General features: G+C 67.1%; 8 protein-coding genes. 4 read left to right on the top strand and 4 right to left on the bottom strand.

Annotation, left to right across the window (positions count from 1 at the left end; genetic code table 11):
- Positions 1-68 precede the first annotated feature (68 nt).
- Entirely contained in the window at positions 69-1,625 is a 1,557-nt protein-coding gene (gene murJ, locus AC3XQU_RS21275) for a murein biosynthesis integral membrane protein MurJ (protein WP_489876154.1), read from the top strand.
- A 146-nt stretch (positions 1,626-1,771) separates the two neighbouring features.
- Here the strand turns inward: murJ and AC3XQU_RS21270 are convergent, their stop codons facing one another.
- Positions 1,772-2,203 (bottom strand): hypothetical protein, encoded by a 432-nt coding sequence (locus AC3XQU_RS21270; protein WP_489876153.1) that lies wholly within the window; start codon positions 2,201-2,203, stop codon positions 1,772-1,774.
- Between the two features lie 362 nt (positions 2,204-2,565).
- The gene (locus AC3XQU_RS21265) at positions 2,566-3,474 is read right to left on the bottom strand and encodes an AraC family transcriptional regulator (RefSeq protein WP_489876152.1); all 909 of its coding nucleotides are present in this window, start codon (positions 3,472-3,474) and stop codon (positions 2,566-2,568) included.
- Positions 3,475-3,573: 99 nt separating this feature from the next.
- Between AC3XQU_RS21265 and AC3XQU_RS21260 the strand changes: the two genes are divergently transcribed.
- Positions 3,574-4,323 carry an SDR family oxidoreductase gene (locus AC3XQU_RS21260; protein ID WP_489876151.1) on the top strand — a complete coding sequence of 250 codons (750 nt, stop codon included), beginning with the start codon at positions 3,574-3,576 and terminating at the stop codon, positions 4,321-4,323.
- A 185-nt stretch (positions 4,324-4,508) separates the two neighbouring features.
- Here the strand turns inward: AC3XQU_RS21260 and AC3XQU_RS21255 are convergent, their stop codons facing one another.
- Complete coding sequence (locus AC3XQU_RS21255) at positions 4,509-6,332, bottom strand: M2 family metallopeptidase (protein ID WP_489876150.1); 1,824 nt, start codon at positions 6,330-6,332, stop codon at positions 4,509-4,511.
- Between the two features lie 191 nt (positions 6,333-6,523).
- Complete coding sequence (locus AC3XQU_RS21250; RefSeq protein ID WP_489876149.1) at positions 6,524-7,705, bottom strand: multidrug effflux MFS transporter; 1,182 nt, start codon at positions 7,703-7,705, stop codon at positions 6,524-6,526.
- 469 nt (positions 7,706-8,174) lie between these two features.
- On the opposite strand from AC3XQU_RS21250, the gene AC3XQU_RS21245 reads away from it, so the two are divergent.
- Both AC3XQU_RS21245 and AC3XQU_RS21240 read left to right on the top strand, forming a co-directional pair.
- On the top strand, positions 8,175-15,239 hold the full coding sequence (locus AC3XQU_RS21245; RefSeq protein WP_489876148.1) for a hybrid non-ribosomal peptide synthetase/type I polyketide synthase: 7,065 nt from the start codon (positions 8,175-8,177) through the stop codon (positions 15,237-15,239).
- A 115-nt stretch (positions 15,240-15,354) separates the two neighbouring features.
- Positions 15,355-16,809 (top strand): FAD/NAD(P)-binding protein, encoded by a 1,455-nt coding sequence (locus AC3XQU_RS21240; protein WP_489876147.1) that lies wholly within the window; start codon positions 15,355-15,357, stop codon positions 16,807-16,809.
- Positions 16,810-16,846: the final 37 nt, after the last annotated feature.

Here is a 16,846-nt window from a genome sequence, read left to right as displayed (position 1 = left end):
GAATAAATTGCTCGCGCGCCCCTGTGCGCCGGGACCGGCTTGGTGTTGCCCAAGTATAATCCCCGCCCATGAACCTGCTCCGTACCCTCGCTGCCATTTCCAGCATGACCATGGTGTCCCGCGTCACCGGCCTGCTGCGCGACAGCCTGTTCGCGGCCGCCTTCGGCGCCTCGAACTTCACCGACGCCTTCAACATCGCCTTCCGCCTGCCCAATCTGCTGCGGCGCCTGTTTGCCGAGGGAGCCTTCTCCCAGGCTTTCGTTCCCATCCTGACCGAATACAAGACCAAGCACGGCCAGGAGGCCACCAAGACCCTGGTCGACCATGTCGCCACGGTGCTGATCTGGGCCACCATCCTGGTAAGCATCGCGGGCATCCTGGCCGCGCCGGTCTTGATCCTGTGGATCGGCGGCGGGCTGCAGCGCGAGCCGGCGGCATTCGACGCCGCGGTCGTCATGACGCAGATGATGTTCCCCTACATCGCCTGCATGGCCTTCGTCGCGCTCTCCAGCGGCATCCTGAATACCTGGCGCCAGTTCAAGATTCCGGCGATTACCCCGGTGCTGCTGAACCTGTCGTTCATCTTCGCCGCGCTGGTGATGTCGGATTATTTCGAGCAGCCGATCTATGCGATGGCCGTTGGCGTGTGCATCGGCGGCGTGCTGCAGGTGGCGCTGCAGCTACCCTCCCTGATCAAGCTCGGCATGCTGCCGCGCATCTCGCTCAATCCCTTGAAGGGCCTGCGCGACGCCGGCGTACACCGCATGCTCGGCAAGATGGGGCCGGCCGTGTTCGCCGTGGCCGCCGCCCAGATCAGCCTCTTGATCAACACCACGATTGCGGCCAGCCTGGCCGCCGGCGCCGTCACCGCCCTGCAGTACGCCGACCGCCTGATGGAACTGCCCACCGCCCTGCTGGGCGTGGCGCTGGGCACCATCCTGCTGCCGGGCCTGGCCAAGGCCAATACCGACGGCGACACCACGGAATATTCGTCGCTGCTGGACTGGGGCCTGCGCCTGACCTTCCTGCTGTCGATCCCGTCCGCGGTCGGCCTGGCCACCCTGGCCACGCCGATGATCGCCACCCTCTTCCACTACGGTAAATTCGACGCGACGGATGTCGTCGCCTCGTCGCTGCCGCTGATGGCCTACAGCGCCGGCCTGCTCGGCTTCATCCTGGTGAAAACCCTGGCGCCGGCCTTCTTCGCACGCCAGGAAGTGCGCACGCCCGTCAACATCGCCCTGGGCGTGCTGGTGGCGACCCAGCTGCTGAACCTGGTGTTCGTGTGGGGCATGGGCATGGGCGTGGCCGGCCTGGCGCTGTCGATCGGCGTGGGCGCCTGCATCAATGCGGCCTTCCTGTATGCGGGCCTGCGCCGCCGCAAGATCTACGTTCCGCAGCCGGGCTGGCCGATGTTCGTGCTGAAGCTGCTGGTGGCGGTAAGCGTGATGGGCGCGGTGGCGTGGTTTGCCCAGGCCCAGTTCGACTGGATCGCGCTGCGCGCCACGCCGCTGCTGCGCGCCGGGTTATTGGGGGCCATCATTGCGGCCGCTGCCGCGGCGTATTTCGCCGTGCTGGTGGCGCTGGGCTTTCGTCCGCGCGACTTCAAGCGCCGGGCAAAGTGAGGAACATGTGGTCGTAAACAACCGGGCGGCGACGGGGTAACGCTCTGCTGACCGGCATGCAGCAGAACGACTGTAGCGCCAGATCCTGGACAATTTTGAACGTCCGCTTAAGACCCGAAGCGGACGTGCGTGAGTCACGGGCCGCATCAGTCGACAATCTCGACATCGGCGTCTAGCCAGACAGTTGGTTTAGCGTTCAATACCGACACAGGATTTGGACTGAGACTGAACTTTATCGACTTCGGGGAACCTTTTACCCGAACTTCCGCTTGAGAATCCGCCAATGGTTGTGGCGCACATTGATACGAACAGAGCGCGACAGCGTCTGGTGGAACTACGCCTACATAGGCGCGCGCGAAGGTACCTGCCTTCGTCGACACTGCCTTGACTCCCGATATCGATACGGGAAGCTTCCTTCCATTCTTAAGCATGCTACAACCTTGAATCTTCGCACCGTGAGCGGATGCAGCCTGGCCTTCATCTGCATAGACAGGAATCGGCCCGCTGACCTTACATAGCTCCGTCATCTTAAATACCGTTCCATTAGCTGCTTCGATCAACTGAACTTTCACGATCATCTTGGCTTTCCGCAGCATAGGGGGTCTGGCTGGCGGCGGGGGGACTGCAAGGGCCGATGCACCTACCGATAGCAAGCTGGCCAATATGCAGGTGCGAGACAAAGCGCGCGCGATCGTTGACATCCTATCGTGTTGCCTTGGCAGTGGGAACAAGCGTCCGTGCATGCGTCTACCACCCCCCTTGATCTGAACTGTTCACTAAGCAATGTCCGCTATTGGCCGATAGCAGACTCATTGTAGCGACCGCTTACGAATCGAGGTTTACCGTCGAGCATTGACGGGCGTGCCATTTCTTGAAACCTGCGATCGTTCCGGAGCAGCTGCCGCACCGACTTCTGCGCATATTTGCAGCGTCATCGGTGCTATGACACGCTGCTGATGCGTGTATTGGCAAACTGTGAAGGCGTGCAACCGGCATGCCTTGAGAAAGCCGTGCTGAACGCGCTCGCCGAACTGTAGCCGACTCGCTCGGCAATGTCGGCGACACTGGTCTTATTCTGGCGCAGCAAGTCCTTCGCCAGCGCCATCCGCCACGCGAGCAGATAGGCCATCGGAGCAACGCCAACCAGGCGCTGGAAGCGATCGAAGAAAGTGGAGCGCGAGAGCGCCGATTCCTTTGCAAGGTCCGGTACCGTCCATGCTCTCGAAGGCGCATGATGCATGGCGCGGATGGCGGCAGCCAAGCGATCGTCGGCAAGTCCTCGCACCAGGCCGGTCGAGGCCCTGGTGTCGGCTGTCGCCCGAAGCGCCTCGATCAACAGCACTTCCAGCAGATGTTCAAGCACGACCTCGCGCGCGGGCCGCTGCGCGAGCGACTCGTCGTCCAACAGCTTCACCAATAATGACAGCCGTGGCTCACCCCGGATATGCACGAGTTCGGGCAGCAGCGAGACCAGCAGCGCCGCGTCCGGCGAGGCGAAACTGCAGTGCCCTGCAAGGATGCGCAGGTCGGTGGGACCTTCCTGTTCGCCTATTCGGAAACGGCCTGGACCGAGCGCGACGGGAACCGAATTGCTCGCAGACAGAGGCGGCTCATGGCTGGACATGGCAACCCCGAACGCCGCCGGAATCAATGCGAAGTCGCCTTCACGCAGCGCGATGGGCGCGTGGCCGTCGAGCGCAAGACGGCAGCGTCCTTCCAGCACCACGCAGTAGAAAGGCTGGCCCGCATCGGACCGGCGGACCTGCCACTGACCCGCGCCGACGATGTGTTTCGAGAAACGGGCAGTTGGCTTCAACAGCGTAACTACCTCGGCAAGTGGATCGGTCAATCTGGACTCTCGCCAACGATAAATGGACTTTTCAGTGTATCAAGTCGGATGCCGAAGGTCTATCTTGACGTCTTCGTCATCTTCAGGAGTCACCCCAGCATGAAAACCGTCCTCATCACTGGCACCTCATCCGGATTCGGCCTGGAAACCGCGCGCTATTTCCTGGAACGCGAATGGAACGTGATCGCCACCATGCGCTCGCCCCGATTCGATATTCTGCCCACCCTGCCAAATCTGCGGATCCTCCAGCTCGATGTCACGGACAAGCAGAGCATCGAACGCGCCATTGCCACTGCCGGGCCGATCGACGTGCTGGTCAATAACGCTGGCTTTGGCGCGCCCTCGCCGTTCGAGCTGACCAGCATGGACACCGTGCATGCACTGTTCGAGACCAACGCGTTCGGCACGATGGCGATGACGCAAGCCGTGCTGCCTCAAATGCGGGAACGAAATTCCGGCGTCATCATCAACGTCACCTCGAGCGTGACATATAAACCTTTGCCACTTGTCAGCGTTTATCGTGCGGCCAAGGCGGCGGTCAACGCATTCTCGGAGTCTTTGGTGAGCGAGCTTGCGCCCTTCGGCATCCGCGTCCACATCGTGCTGCCCGGGTCTTCGGGCGAAACGCGCTTCAGGGAAACCGCCCGGGCCGGCCTGCGCGGACTGGACAGCGAAGTGTATGGCGAGTTCATGAAAAATAGCATTGCCCGGATGACCGCATCCACTGGCGTTGGCACGCACGCCAGCGATGTGGCCGAAGCGGTGTGGCAAGCGGCAAACGACGTGTCTGCACCCTTGCGTATGCCCGCTGGGGCGGACGCAGTGCAGTGGGCGGCGCAGGCCAGCTGACTTTCCCATTCCTTTCGGCGCCGGGCGCCGCACCGGGTCCGATCGGTCTGGCCGGATCTGGATGAGCGCGTGCATTGCAATCGGGCGAAGTGCTCGTCGAACTTCGCCCGTGTCAAGCAGCGCGCACCAGGGAGCATGCGGTCAAGCGATCTGCCCAGCCCCCTCGACGCACTCCCTTTGTCGTCTTACTTCTTGGCCTCGACAGCCGCCAGTTGCCTGTTCTGCTCATCCAGCCAGGTCTTCAAGGGCGCAAAATAATCCAGCAAGGCCGAACCGTCGATCTTGTCCTCGCCCGTGGCCGCCTTCAGCGCCTCCTGCCAGGGCTTGCTCGCCCCCATTTCCAGCAGGGTCTGCAGCTTGGCGCCCGCCTTCTGGCTGCCGTAGATCGAGCATTGATGCAGCGGCCCCTTGTAGCCGGCCTCCGCGCACAGCGAACGGTGCAGCTGGAACTGCAGCAGGTGGGCCAGGAAGTAGCGCGCGTACGGCACGTCGGCCGCCACGTGGTATTTGGCGCCGGCATCGAAACCGCCCGGGGCCATCGGCGCCGGGCGGCTCACGCCCATGTACTGCTCGCGCAGCTGCCACCAGGTCTTGTCGTAGTCCTCCGGCTTGACCTTGCCCGCATACACATCCCAGCGCCATTTGTCGACCGAGTAGGCAAACGGCAGGAAGGCGACCTTGGACAGGGCCACCTGCAGCAGTTCGCCGATGTCGGCATTCGGCTCGGGCGCCTTGTCCATGAAGCCGAGCTGCTGGTAGTAGCTTGGCGTCATCGACAGCGCGACCGTGTCGCCGATGGCTTCGTGGAAGCCGTCATTGCCGCCGTTCTGGAACAGGATCGGCTGCTTCTTGTAGGCCAGCTGGTAGTAGGTGTGCCCCAGCTCGTGGTGGATGACCTTGAAGTCTTCGGCCGTCGGCCGGATGCACATCTTGATGCGCACGTCGTCCATGCGGTCCAGGCTCCAGGCCGATGCGTGGCACACCACCTCGCGGTCGGCCGGCTTGGTCAGCAGGGAGCGCGTCCAGAAGGTCGCCGGCAGCTTCGGCATGCCGAGCGAGGTGTAGAAACGCTCGGCGTACTGGGTCATTTCCTTGGCCGAGGTCTTGCGCTCGACCAGTACCTTGCTCAGGTCGAAGCTGCTGGCGCCGGTTGCCGGCTTGAGCAGCGGATAGATGTGCTGCCAGTCCTGGCTCCACATATTGCCGAACAGATGGGCCGGCACCGGACCGCTGGCCGGCACCACGGCCGCGCCGTAGTTCTGGCGCAGCTTCAGGCGGGTGTAGGTGTGCAGCGATTCGTACAGCGGCTTGACCTGCTGCCACATGCGCTCCATCTCGGCGGCGAACTGCTCGGGCTTCATGTCGTACTGCGAGCGCCACAGGGCGCCGGTATCGGCAAATCCCATTTCGCGCGCGCCCTTGTTGGACAGCACCACATAGTCGACATAGGTCTGCTTGTAGCCAGGGGCCTGCTGGTGCCAGCCGGTCCAGGCATCCTTGAGCTTGGCCGGATCGCGGCTGGTGGCCAGGATCTTTTCCAGTTCGCCCAGGGCGAGGCAGGCGCCCTGCTCCCCGTTCGGGCAGTACTTGGCCTTGCCATAGGCGCCGGACAAGGCGGCCTGCTTGCCGGCGTAGTCGGCGCGCTCCTTCGGATCGGACAGCATCAAGGTCAATTGCAGCAGCTTGAGCTTGCGCGCGGAATCTTCCTTGAGCTTGAGGCCGTTGTAGCGGCGCGCGGCCAGGGCCGCTTCACCCTGCGAGTTCAAGGCCTTTTCCCCAAAGTGGGCCGCAATCGCTTCGGTGTCGTCGGTGATGAAATTGGCGCCGATCCATTGAGCGCGAACGATGTCGTCGTATTCGCTGGCGAAACGGGTTTCGGTAGCCGATAAAAACTTCTCGGCCTCGGCGACGGTCGGTTTGGCCTTCGGTGCAGCCAGCGCGCTGGTAGCGGCGGCGATGGCGGTGAGCGCGAACAGCGCGGCGAAGCGGGATGGGCGTGGCAGTGTCAAGCTTGTCTCCTTTGTTGAGCGGCTGGTTTTGTTATACAGGGTCGCCAACAGTATAGCCAAGCGCTGCGGTTGCAAAGAAGTTAAATTCGATCGCAGCTCAGGCCTGGTCGGGACGTGCCGTATTGCGGATGCTGCGATGAAGCGGAACAGGCTGCAGCAGGCGCCACGCACGTCCTTGCATCGGTCCCGGTTCAGGCGGCGGAATCGGCCATGCGTACGCTCAGGCGCCACAGCAGGCAGCTCAGCGCGCACCCCACAGCCGCGCCACAGGCCAGCTTGAGCGCGCTGCCGAACAGCAGCGGCGCGATCAGTCCCGACACCAGCGCGAAGGACATCATCTGGATGAACCCGACCAGCGAGGCCGCCAGCCCGCGGTTGTTGGGGAACAGGCCCATGGCCGTCAGCTGGATGCCAGGCAGCGCGACCGCCAGGCCGAAGGTGAACACGGCCAGCGGCAGCACGGCGAACGGCACGCTGGCCGGGAACAGCGCGTTGTAGCCGACATTCATGACGGACGCCACCGCCATCACCGTGTAGCCGGTCCACAGCAGGCGGCCTGGCGACGACTTGGCCGCGCGCTTGGCGCCCCAGGCCGAGCCCGCCACCATGCCCCCGACCAGCGGGATGAACATCCAGGCGAAGGCCGTCTCCGGCAGGCCGAGGATCTCGATCACGAAGTTCGCGGACGCGCCGATGTACAAGGCCAGGCCGCCGAACATCAGGCCCAGCGCCAGCGCCAGCATGAGGAACTGCGGACGGCGCAGCACCATCAGGTAATTGCGGGCGATCGTCACCGGATGGAAAACCTGGCGCTTTTCGGGCGGCAGGCTCTCCGGCAGCAGGCGCCACACGACCAGCAGCATCGCCGTGCCGAACAGCGCCAGGAACACGAAATTCGCACGCCAGCCGAACGTGACGTGCAGCCAGCCGCCCAGCACCGGCGCGATCGCCGGCGCCAGGCCGAACACCATCATGATGTGGGACATCGTCTTGCGGGCCTGCGCACCCGCATAGCGGTCCTGCACGATGGCCTGGCTGATCACCGAGCCGGCCCCGGCGGCCACGCCCTGCAGCGCGCGAAACGCGAGCAGCCAGCCGAAGGTCGGCGCCAGCGCCGCGCCGACCGACGACAGCGTATACAGGCAAAGGGCGCCCAGGATCACCGGACGGCGCCCGAACGAGTCCGACAAGGTGCCGTAGAACAGCATCATGAAGGCGAAGGTGAACAGGAACACGCTCAAGGTTTGCTGCACGGCCACCGGCCCCACCCCGAATTCGATCCCGATGGCCGGCATCGACGGCAGATAGGTATCGATCGCGAACGCGCCGATCATGCCGAGGCAGGCGAGGAGAACAGGGAGAAAGCGTTGCATGGCGGGCCTTGTGAACTGGTGAACAGCCTGCACTGCGATGCACGGGTCTGGGGGCCGGTATTTTACTTGGTTCCAGGGAAGAATCCAGGAAAGCGGCGTCGGCACCCCACCGATGCGTAGGGCCGCTCATCCAGGCAGGCCGTTGCAACGCCCGTATGGCGTCCTGACAACGCAGCAGCCAAGGATGGAAGCACTTTCCCCGCTACGGTCTTGTCTGCCATGCTATGATGCCGCCCGTAAATATGACGACCGATAGTCGATCTACCGGCTTGGCAACGACCAAGCGGGCGCAACTCGGCTGAACCGTGCGGTCCATTTCCTCGCCGCTGAGCTTCACCCTCCTTCGTTACCCATGATTTTTTGCGGCATGCGCGGTCGATAGCGCATCCGTGGCCCACCCACACATTCTTCGATCGCGATGCCGCGCCAGCGCCGCCAGACGCCGGCGCGATGCGCATTGCTCACTACCATGACCACCGCCCCTATACCGAACGACGCGCCGTGCGCGCCTTCCACCATGCATGCTCCCGGAGCGGCGCTGTCGCGTGGGCAGCGCGCCATGTGGTTCCTGTGGAACCTGAACCCGGAGGGCGCGGAATACGGCTTGCCGATGGCGTGGACCATCCAGGCCGCGCTCGACGTCCAGGCCCTGCGCGGCGCGCTGCAGGACCTGGTCGATCGCCACCCGGTGTTGCGCACGACTTACCCGGCGCCGCAAGGCGAACCGACCCAACTGATCCATGACAGCCTGCCGCTCGGCTTCGACTGCGTGGACGCCGCCAGCTGGGATGCGCAGCAATTGCACGCGCGCCTGGCGCACGAGGCGGCCCTGCCCTTCGACCTGGCGCACGGCCCGGTGTTTCGCACCCGGCTGTTTTCGCGCGGCGCCGACGAGCACGTGCTGCTGTTCAATACCCATCACATCGCGGGCGATACCTGGTCGCTGATCGTCATGATGGAAGAGCTTGGCGCACTGTACCAGGCACGCCTGTCCGGGCAGGAAGCGGCACTGGCACCAGGCAGCCTGCCGTACACCGCCTATGTCGAGTGGCAAACCCAGCTGCTCGCATCGGAGCAGGGAGACGCCCATTGGGCTTACTGGCGCGAGCAGCTGACGGCCCCGCCGACGCTGGGCCTGCCCACCGACCGGCCGCGCCAGCCGGTGCAGCGCCACCTTGGCGCCGGCCAGCCGTTCACGCTCGATGCCGAACTCACCGCGCGCGTGCGCGCCCTGGCGCGGCAGGAAGGCGTGACTGTCTATACCGTGCTGCTGGCGGCCTTCTACGTGCTGTTGTACCGCTATACCGGACAGGACGACCTGGTAGTCGGCTCTCCTCGCTTCGGGCGCCCGCCGGAAGGCTTCGAACGCACCGTCGGCTATTTCGCCAGCCCCTGCGCCTTGCGCGCCCAGGTCGACGGCGACGCCGGCTTCGCGGCTTTCCTGCATCAGGTACGCACCGTGCTGGTCGGCGCCAAGGAACACCAGGATTTCCCGTTTCCCCTGATCGTCGAGCGCCTCGGCCTGGCGCGCGACGCCAGCCGCGGCCCGGTATTCCAGGTCGCTTTCACCTATCAAAAGGCGCAGCTGGCGCACATGCAGGGCGTGGCCGCGGCGCGCATGGGTTTCGGCGGCGCCCGGCTGGACTTGTCCGGCCTGCCGCTTGCGTCCTATCCGCTGGAACAGCGCAGCGTCAAATTCGACCTCGACCTGGTGGTGGAAGAAGTCGACGGCTGCCTGCGCGCCGTGTGCTGGTATGACACCGACCTGTGGAACGGCGACAGCATCGCTTACCTGGTCGGCCATTACCAGGCCCTGCTGCAAGGCGCGGTCGAGGCGCCGGCGACAACGCTCGACCGCCTGCCGATGCTGAGCGATCCGGAGCACGCCGCGATGGCCGCGTGGAACGCGACCGGCGCCGATTTTCCACAGGCATGCGCGTACCGCCTGTTCGAGCGCCACGCGGCGCGCGACCCGGACGCCGTCGCCCTGCGCTTCGACGGCGGCGAACTCAGTTACCGCGAGGTCAACCGGCGCGCCAACCAGCTGGCCCGCCACCTGCGCGGACTAGGCCTGCGTCCAGGCCAGATCGCCGGCCTGGGCATCGAACGCGGCCGGCCCGAACTGGTCATCGGCGTGCTGGCCATCATGAAGGCCGGCGGCGCCTACCTGCCGCTCGATCCCGATTACCCGCAGGACCGCCTGGCCTACATGCTGGGCGACGCCGACGTGCAGTTCCTCTTGAGCCACGCGGCGGCGGCCGGGCGCCTGCCCGAGGGGAACGCGCGCCGCGTGCTGCTCGACAGCGACTGGGACGACATCGCGCGCGAAGCCGACGCCGACCTGGCGGACAGCCCTGGCCCGGACGGCCTGGCCTATGTCATCTACACCTCCGGATCGACCGGGCGCCCGAAGGGCGTGCAGCTCGAACACCTGGGCCTGTCCAACATGGCGCATGCGCTCTCGGGCGCCTGGGGTGTCGGCCCCGGCAGCCGGGTGCTGCTGTTCGCCTCGTCCAGCTTCGACGCCTCGGTGCAGGAAATCTTTGTGGCGCTGTACGCCGGCGCCAGCCTGTGCCTGGCGCCCAAGATGGCCTTGATCCCGGGCTCGGCCCTGGTCGACACCTTGCGCCGCCATGCGGTCACCCATGCGACCCTGCCGCCGTCGGTACTGGCGCTGCTGCGGCCCGACCAGCTGCCGACCCTTGACACCATCGTCACGGCCGGCGAAGCGTGCAGCCTGGAGCTGGCGCGGCGCTGGAGCGGCCAGGTGCACCTGTGGAACGCGTACGGCCCGACCGAGGCGACCGTATGCGCCACCATGGCAAGACTGGGGCCGGACCTGGAGCGGATCAGCATTGGCGGCCCGCTCCCCAACACGCGGGTGCACGTGCTCGATGGACGCGGACAACCGGTCCCGGTGGGCGTGCCGGGCGAACTGCATATCGCCGGGGTCGGCCTGGCGCGCGGCTATCTCGGGCGTCCCGACCTGAGCGCCGAGCGCTTCATCGCCGCCCCGCCGGGCGTGCCGGACGAGCGCCTGTACAAGACCGGCGACCTGGTGCGCTACCTGCCCGACGGCAGCCTGGAATTCCTCGGCCGCCTCGACCACCAGGTCAAGATCCGCGGGTTCCGCATCGAGCTGGGCGAAGTCGAGGCCGTGATTGCCGGCCATCCGGACGTGCGCGAAGCGCTCGTGCTGGCGCGCCAGGATGCCGGCGGCGTCCCGTCCATCGTGGCCTATGCGATCGCCCACGAGGGCGCGCGCACCGACGCGGACGACCTGCGCGCCCATGCCCAGGGCAGGCTGCCGGACTTCATGGTGCCCGCCAGCCTGATGCTGCTCGCTGCCTGGCCCACCACGCCGAATGGGAAAATCGACCGCAACGCCTTGCCGGCGCCTACGGCCCGGCAAGGCGTTGCGGGCGCCGGCGCCCAGGCGCCGCGCAACCAGATCGAGCAGCAACTCGCGGCGATCTGGTGCGAGGTGCTGGAACTGGCCACGGTCGGCATCGACGACAGTTTCTTCGATGTCGGCGGACACTCGCTGAACCTGGTCGAGGTCGAGGTCGCCCTGGACAAGACGCTGGGCCTGAAGGTCTCCACCATGGACCTGTTCCGGTTCCCGACCATTCGCGCGCTGGCCGGACACCTGGACAAGGCGTCGGGCAAGCCGGCGCACGCCGCGGCGCAGCCGGCGCCCGCGACCGCCGGCGCGCCCGCGGCCGGCCTCGATTCCGGCATCGCCATCGTCGGCATGGCCGGCCGCTTCCCCGGCGCCGAGGATGTCGATACCTTCTGGCGCAAGCTGTGCGACGGGGTGGAATCGATTCGCGACCTGAGCGACCAGGAGCTGCGCGACGCCGGCGTGGCGGCCGCCCATCTCGCCGAGCCGCGCTATGTGCGGCGCAAGGGCGTGCTGGACGACGTCGCCCGTTTCGACGCGCCCTTCTTCGGCTATCCGCCGCGCGAAGCGCTGCTGATGGATCCACAGCAGCGCCTCTTCCTCGAGGTGGGCTGGCAGGCGCTCGAGCATGCCGGCTACGACCCCCACACCTACGCCGGCCGTATCGGCGTAGTGGGCGGCGCCGGGCGCGCCGCCTACCTGATGCATTTCCTCGAGACCCAGCCCGAGTCGGCGGCCGAGCTGTTCCAGACCACGATCTTGAACGAAAAGGACTTCCTGGCCACGCGCCTGGCCCACAAGCTGAATTTGCGCGGACCGGCGCTGACGGTGCAGACCGCCTGTTCGACCTCGCTGGTCGCGGTGCACGTCGCCTGCCAGCAGCTGCTGCAAGGCGAATGCGACATGGCGCTGGCGGGCGGCGTCGCGATCGAGGTGCCGCACGGGGCCGGCTACCTGTACCAGGAGGGGCATATCCTGTCGCCGGACGGACACTGCCGCGCCTTCGACGCCGAGGCCGGCGGAACCGTGCGCGGCAGCGGCGGCGCGGTCGTGGTGCTCAAGCGCATCGAGGATGCGCTGCGCGAGGGCGATACGATCTGGGCGGTGATCAAGGGCTCGGCCATCAACAACGACGGCGCCGCCAAGGTCGGCTTCACCGCGCCGAGCGTGGACGGCCAGGCCGAGGTCATCGAACAGGCCCTGCGCCGCGCCGGGGTCGATGCGCGCAGCATCGGCCTGGTCGAGGCGCACGGCACCGCGACGCCGCTGGGCGACCCGATCGAGGTGGCGGCGCTGACGCAAGCCTACCGCAAGCACACGCCCGATCGCGGCTATTGCCTGCTGGGCTCGGTCAAGACGAATGTCGGCCACCTGGATGCCGCGGCCGGCGTGACCGGCCTGATCAAGGCAGCGCTGGCCCTGCACCACGACCTGGTGCCGGCGACCCTGCACTACCGCAGCGCCAATCCGAAACTGGACCTGGACAACAGCCCCTTCACCGTGAACGCGTCCCCGGCGCGCTGGCCGGCAATGGCCACGCCGCGCCGCGCCGCCGTCAGCTCCTTCGGGATCGGCGGCACCAATGCGCACATGGTGCTGGAGCAGGCCCCGCCCGCCATGGCGCAGGCCGCCAGCGGCGCGCAAGGCCGGCAGCTGCTGGCGCTGTCCGCGCGCTCGGCTACCGCCCTGGAGGCGATGAGCGCCAGACTGGCGCAGCACCTGCTGGCGCAGCCCGGCGCCGACCTGGCGGACATCGCCTACACCCTGCAACTGGGCCGCGCGCAACTGCCCCACCGCCGGGTCGTGGTCGCCGCGGGCTGCCAGGACGCGGCTGCCGCACTGGCTGCGCCACCCTCGGCGCAGTCGGCCGCCGGCGCACGCGCCACGGGGCGCGTGACCTTCCTGTTCCCCGGCCAGGGCCTGCAGAAAGTCGGCATGGGCCGTGGCCTGTACGAGACCGAGCCGGCATTCCGCACCTGCGTCGACGAATGCGCCGCGGTGCTGCAGGACGCACTTGGATGCGACCTGCGCACCCTGCTCTACCCAGCGCCGGGCGACGAAGAACAGGCGGCGCGCCGCCTGATGGACACCGCGGTCACCCAGCCCGCCATGTTCGTGGTGGAGTACGCGCTGGCGCGCCAGCTGATGCAGTGGGGCGTGCAGCCGGACGCCATGATGGGCCACAGCCTGGGCGAGTATGTGGCGGCCTGCCTGGCCGGCGTCATGTCCTTGCCCGACGCCTTGATGCTGGTCTGCGCGCGCGGCCAGCTGATCGCGCAACTGCCGGGCGGCGCCATGCTGGCGGTGCAGGCCACGCCCGGGCAGCTGCAAGCCTTCGTCAAGGACGGGATCGACCTGGCCGTGGTCAACGGGCCGCAAGCCTGCGTCCTGGCCGGCACGCACGACGCCATCGCGGCGGTCGAGGCGGCGCTTGCGCAGGCCGGCCTGCGCAGCAAGCCGGTTCCCACGTCGCACGCCTTCCACTCGGCCATGCTCGAACCGGTGCTGGAGCGTTTCCGCGCGCGCGTGGCGCAAACGGCACTGCATGCGCCGCGGATCCCCTACATCACCAACGTCACGGGCGCCTGGGTCACCGACGAACAGGCCTGCGATCCCGAGCACTGGGTCAGGCACCTGCGCGGCACCGTGCAATTCGCGCAAGGGCTGGAACTGCTGCTCGACGCCCCAGGCGGCGTCTACCTGGAAGCCGGCCCGGGCCAGGGTTTCAGCGCCATCCTCAAGCGCCACCCGCGCAAGGACATGGTCGGCCACGCGATCGCCTGCCTGGCGCATGGCGCGCACGAGCACGACCAGGGCGCACTGCTTGCGGCGCTGGGCCAGCTGTGGGAGGCGCACGCCGTCTCGCCCCGGTGGCAGCACCTGCATGCGGACGGCGCGCGGCGCCGCATCCCGCTGCCCGTCTATCCTTTCGACCGCCATCGCTACTGGCCGCAAGCCAGGACTTCCCGAGCCGGCGCCAGCCGTCCGCTGCAGGCAGCCGCGGCGCCGGATGAGAACGCCGGCCAGGTCCGTCCCGCACCGCACACGCAGGCAGTGCCGCATCCGGTCATGCTCGCCGACGAGATCGAGCGCCAGGTCGGCCGGATTTTCTCCGAGGTGCTCGGCATCGAGGCGGCCCGCTCCGGCGACGATTTCTTCGACCTGGGCGGCACCTCGCTCTCTGCGCTGAGCGTCCTGATCAGCCTCGAGCAGCTCGTCGGGCACGAGCTGCCCAACGCGATCCTGATCGAACACCCGACGGTGGCGGGCCTGGCGCGCGTGCTGCGCACCGGCGCGCGCACTGCGGGCTCGCGCCTGATCGGCTTGCGCGCCAGCGGCGCCGCCACGGCGCTGTTCTGCATCCACCCGTATGGCGGCCACACCACGGGCTACATCGACCTGGTGCGCCACCTGGGCGCGGACCAGCCGGTGTTCGGCATCCAGGCGCGCGGGCTGCAGGGCATGGAAGCGCCGCTCGATGCGATCGAGGCCATGGCCGCCGATTACATCGCCCTGATCCGCGCGCAGCAGCCGTCCGGCCCCTATCGCCTGGCCGGGCACTCGATGGGCGGCTGCATCGCCTACGAGATGGCGCAGCAGCTGACCCAGGCGGGCGAGACCGTCTCGCAGCTGGCCTTGTTCGATTCGCGCGCGCACAACGCCAGCGAACGGGCGCTGTACCGCAACGGCGCCTACGGCCGGATGGCGAGCCGCGACTGGCTCAGCGACGAGGCGGTCATGCTGGGCATCCTGTTCCCGGCGCTGGAGATGGACTGGGAGCTGCTGCGCGCAACGCCGCCGGCGCAGCACTGGCTGCTGGCCAAGCAGGCCATCGAGGCCCAGGGCTTGCTGCCGCCGGGGACGGACGACGCGCAAGTGCAGCACCTGCTGGCCGTCACCCGCGCCAACGACACGGCGCTGCGTTCGTATCGGCCCCGGACTTACCGCGGGGACGCGCTGCTGGTATGCGGCACCGAAGGTTTCGCGCCGCAGTTCGGCGAGCCCGACCTCGGTTGGGGAGCGCTGGTGGAGGGGACGCTGGAATTGATGACGGTGCCGGGCAATCACCACACCATCATGACCGGCGCCAGCGCACAGGCCATCGCGCGGCGCTTGCGCGGCGACGAATAGACGGTTCGCACGGCTACTGCGCGCGATGGAAGGATGCGTGCTTGGCCGTCGACTTTAACGTTCATATACAACAGCTTCCGGCCGGGTTCCCCGTCCCGGCGGCAGGAATAGAGACATGATTGATTCGGAAATGACAGTGCCGCTGGAGGTGGTCGTGGTCGGTGGCGGCTTCAGCGGAACGATGGCGGCGATCCAGCTGGCCCGCATGGGCAGTAGCCGCCCGGTGCGGGTAACGGTTATCAATACCGGCTACAAGCCTGCCTGCGGGGTGGCCTATGACACCGACTGCCGCGAGCACCTGGTCACGCTTCCAGCCCATATGAGCTCGGCGTTTCCCGAGGAACCCGCCCATCTGGTCGAATGGCTGCAGACCGATGCCTGCTCCCGGGACGTGGAAGTGCAGGCCCTGGAACCGCTGGACCTGCCCGGCGCCTTCGTCTCGCGGCGCCTGTATGGCCGCTACATGGAAAGCCTGATGCACGACTATGAGGCCGGACCGCGCAACGGGGTGAGCATCGTCTACGTGGACGGGGAAGCGGTGGATGTGGAGGAGGTCACGCCGGCGGGGGCGCAAGTCGTGCTGCACGATGGCCGGCGCATCGCGGCGCACAAGATCATCCTGGCGACCGGCAACGAGGCCCCGGCCGGCCTGCCCGGTTTTTCGACGGCGGCCGTGGCGCGGCATCCGGGCTGGGTCGCCAATCCCTGGCTCGACTGGTCTACCCATCTGGAGGGGGCCGATCCGGACAAGGACGTGGTCTTGCTCGGTACCGGCCTGACCTGCGTCGACATCATGCTCACGCTGCTGCGGCAAAACTGGCGCGGCAGCATCACCGCCGTGTCGCGCCATGCCCTGCTGCCGATGCCGCATTTCGGACCCGACGACAGCCTGGAAGGCACGCAGGACTGGCCGCCGGAAGGGGTCGACCTGACCGCCCTGACACTGCAGGAACTGCTGGCCTTGTACAGCGAGCACGCCGCGCGGGTGAAGGCGGCCGGCGGCCATCCGGCGCGGCTGATCGGCAAGATCAGTCCGCAGGCAACGCATATCTGGCAGAACTTCGACCTGGCCGACAAGCGGCTGTTCGTGAACCGCTACGCCACGCGCTACAAGAATCTGCGGCAACAGATCGCCCCTTCGCTCCATGCCGAGCTGCAGCAGGCCGTGGACCAGGAAAAAATCGCCGTGGCGCGGGGCAGCGTGCTGGCCGTGGAAACCGACGGCGCGGCCTTGCGCGTGCGGATACAGGACGGACAAGACCCCCTGACGGCCCGCAGCCTGCGCGCCGACATGGTCATCAATTGCCTGGGACCGAACGTGCGCATGACCGAGACCAACTCACGGATACTGCGCAGCCTGCTCGGCCAGGGGCTGATCGAAGCGGACGACATGGACATGGGTATCCGGGTCGACGCCGGCCTGCGCGCGGTGGTGGAGGGCCGGCAGGCGTCGCCGCTGATTCTTGCTTTGGGGCCTTTGCTTCGTGGCACACTCTGGGACAGCATTGCCGTCCCTAACCTGCGGGTGCAGGCGGCCGAGGTGGCCCGGACCATCCTGGGAGAGGCGTGACGATCCTGGAAGGGACAAGCCATCGCGCTGGTCGTTC

The organism is Telluria sp. AZSoR62, assembly GCF_058111565.1.
This window is presented reverse-complemented; position numbering and strand designations above follow the sequence as displayed.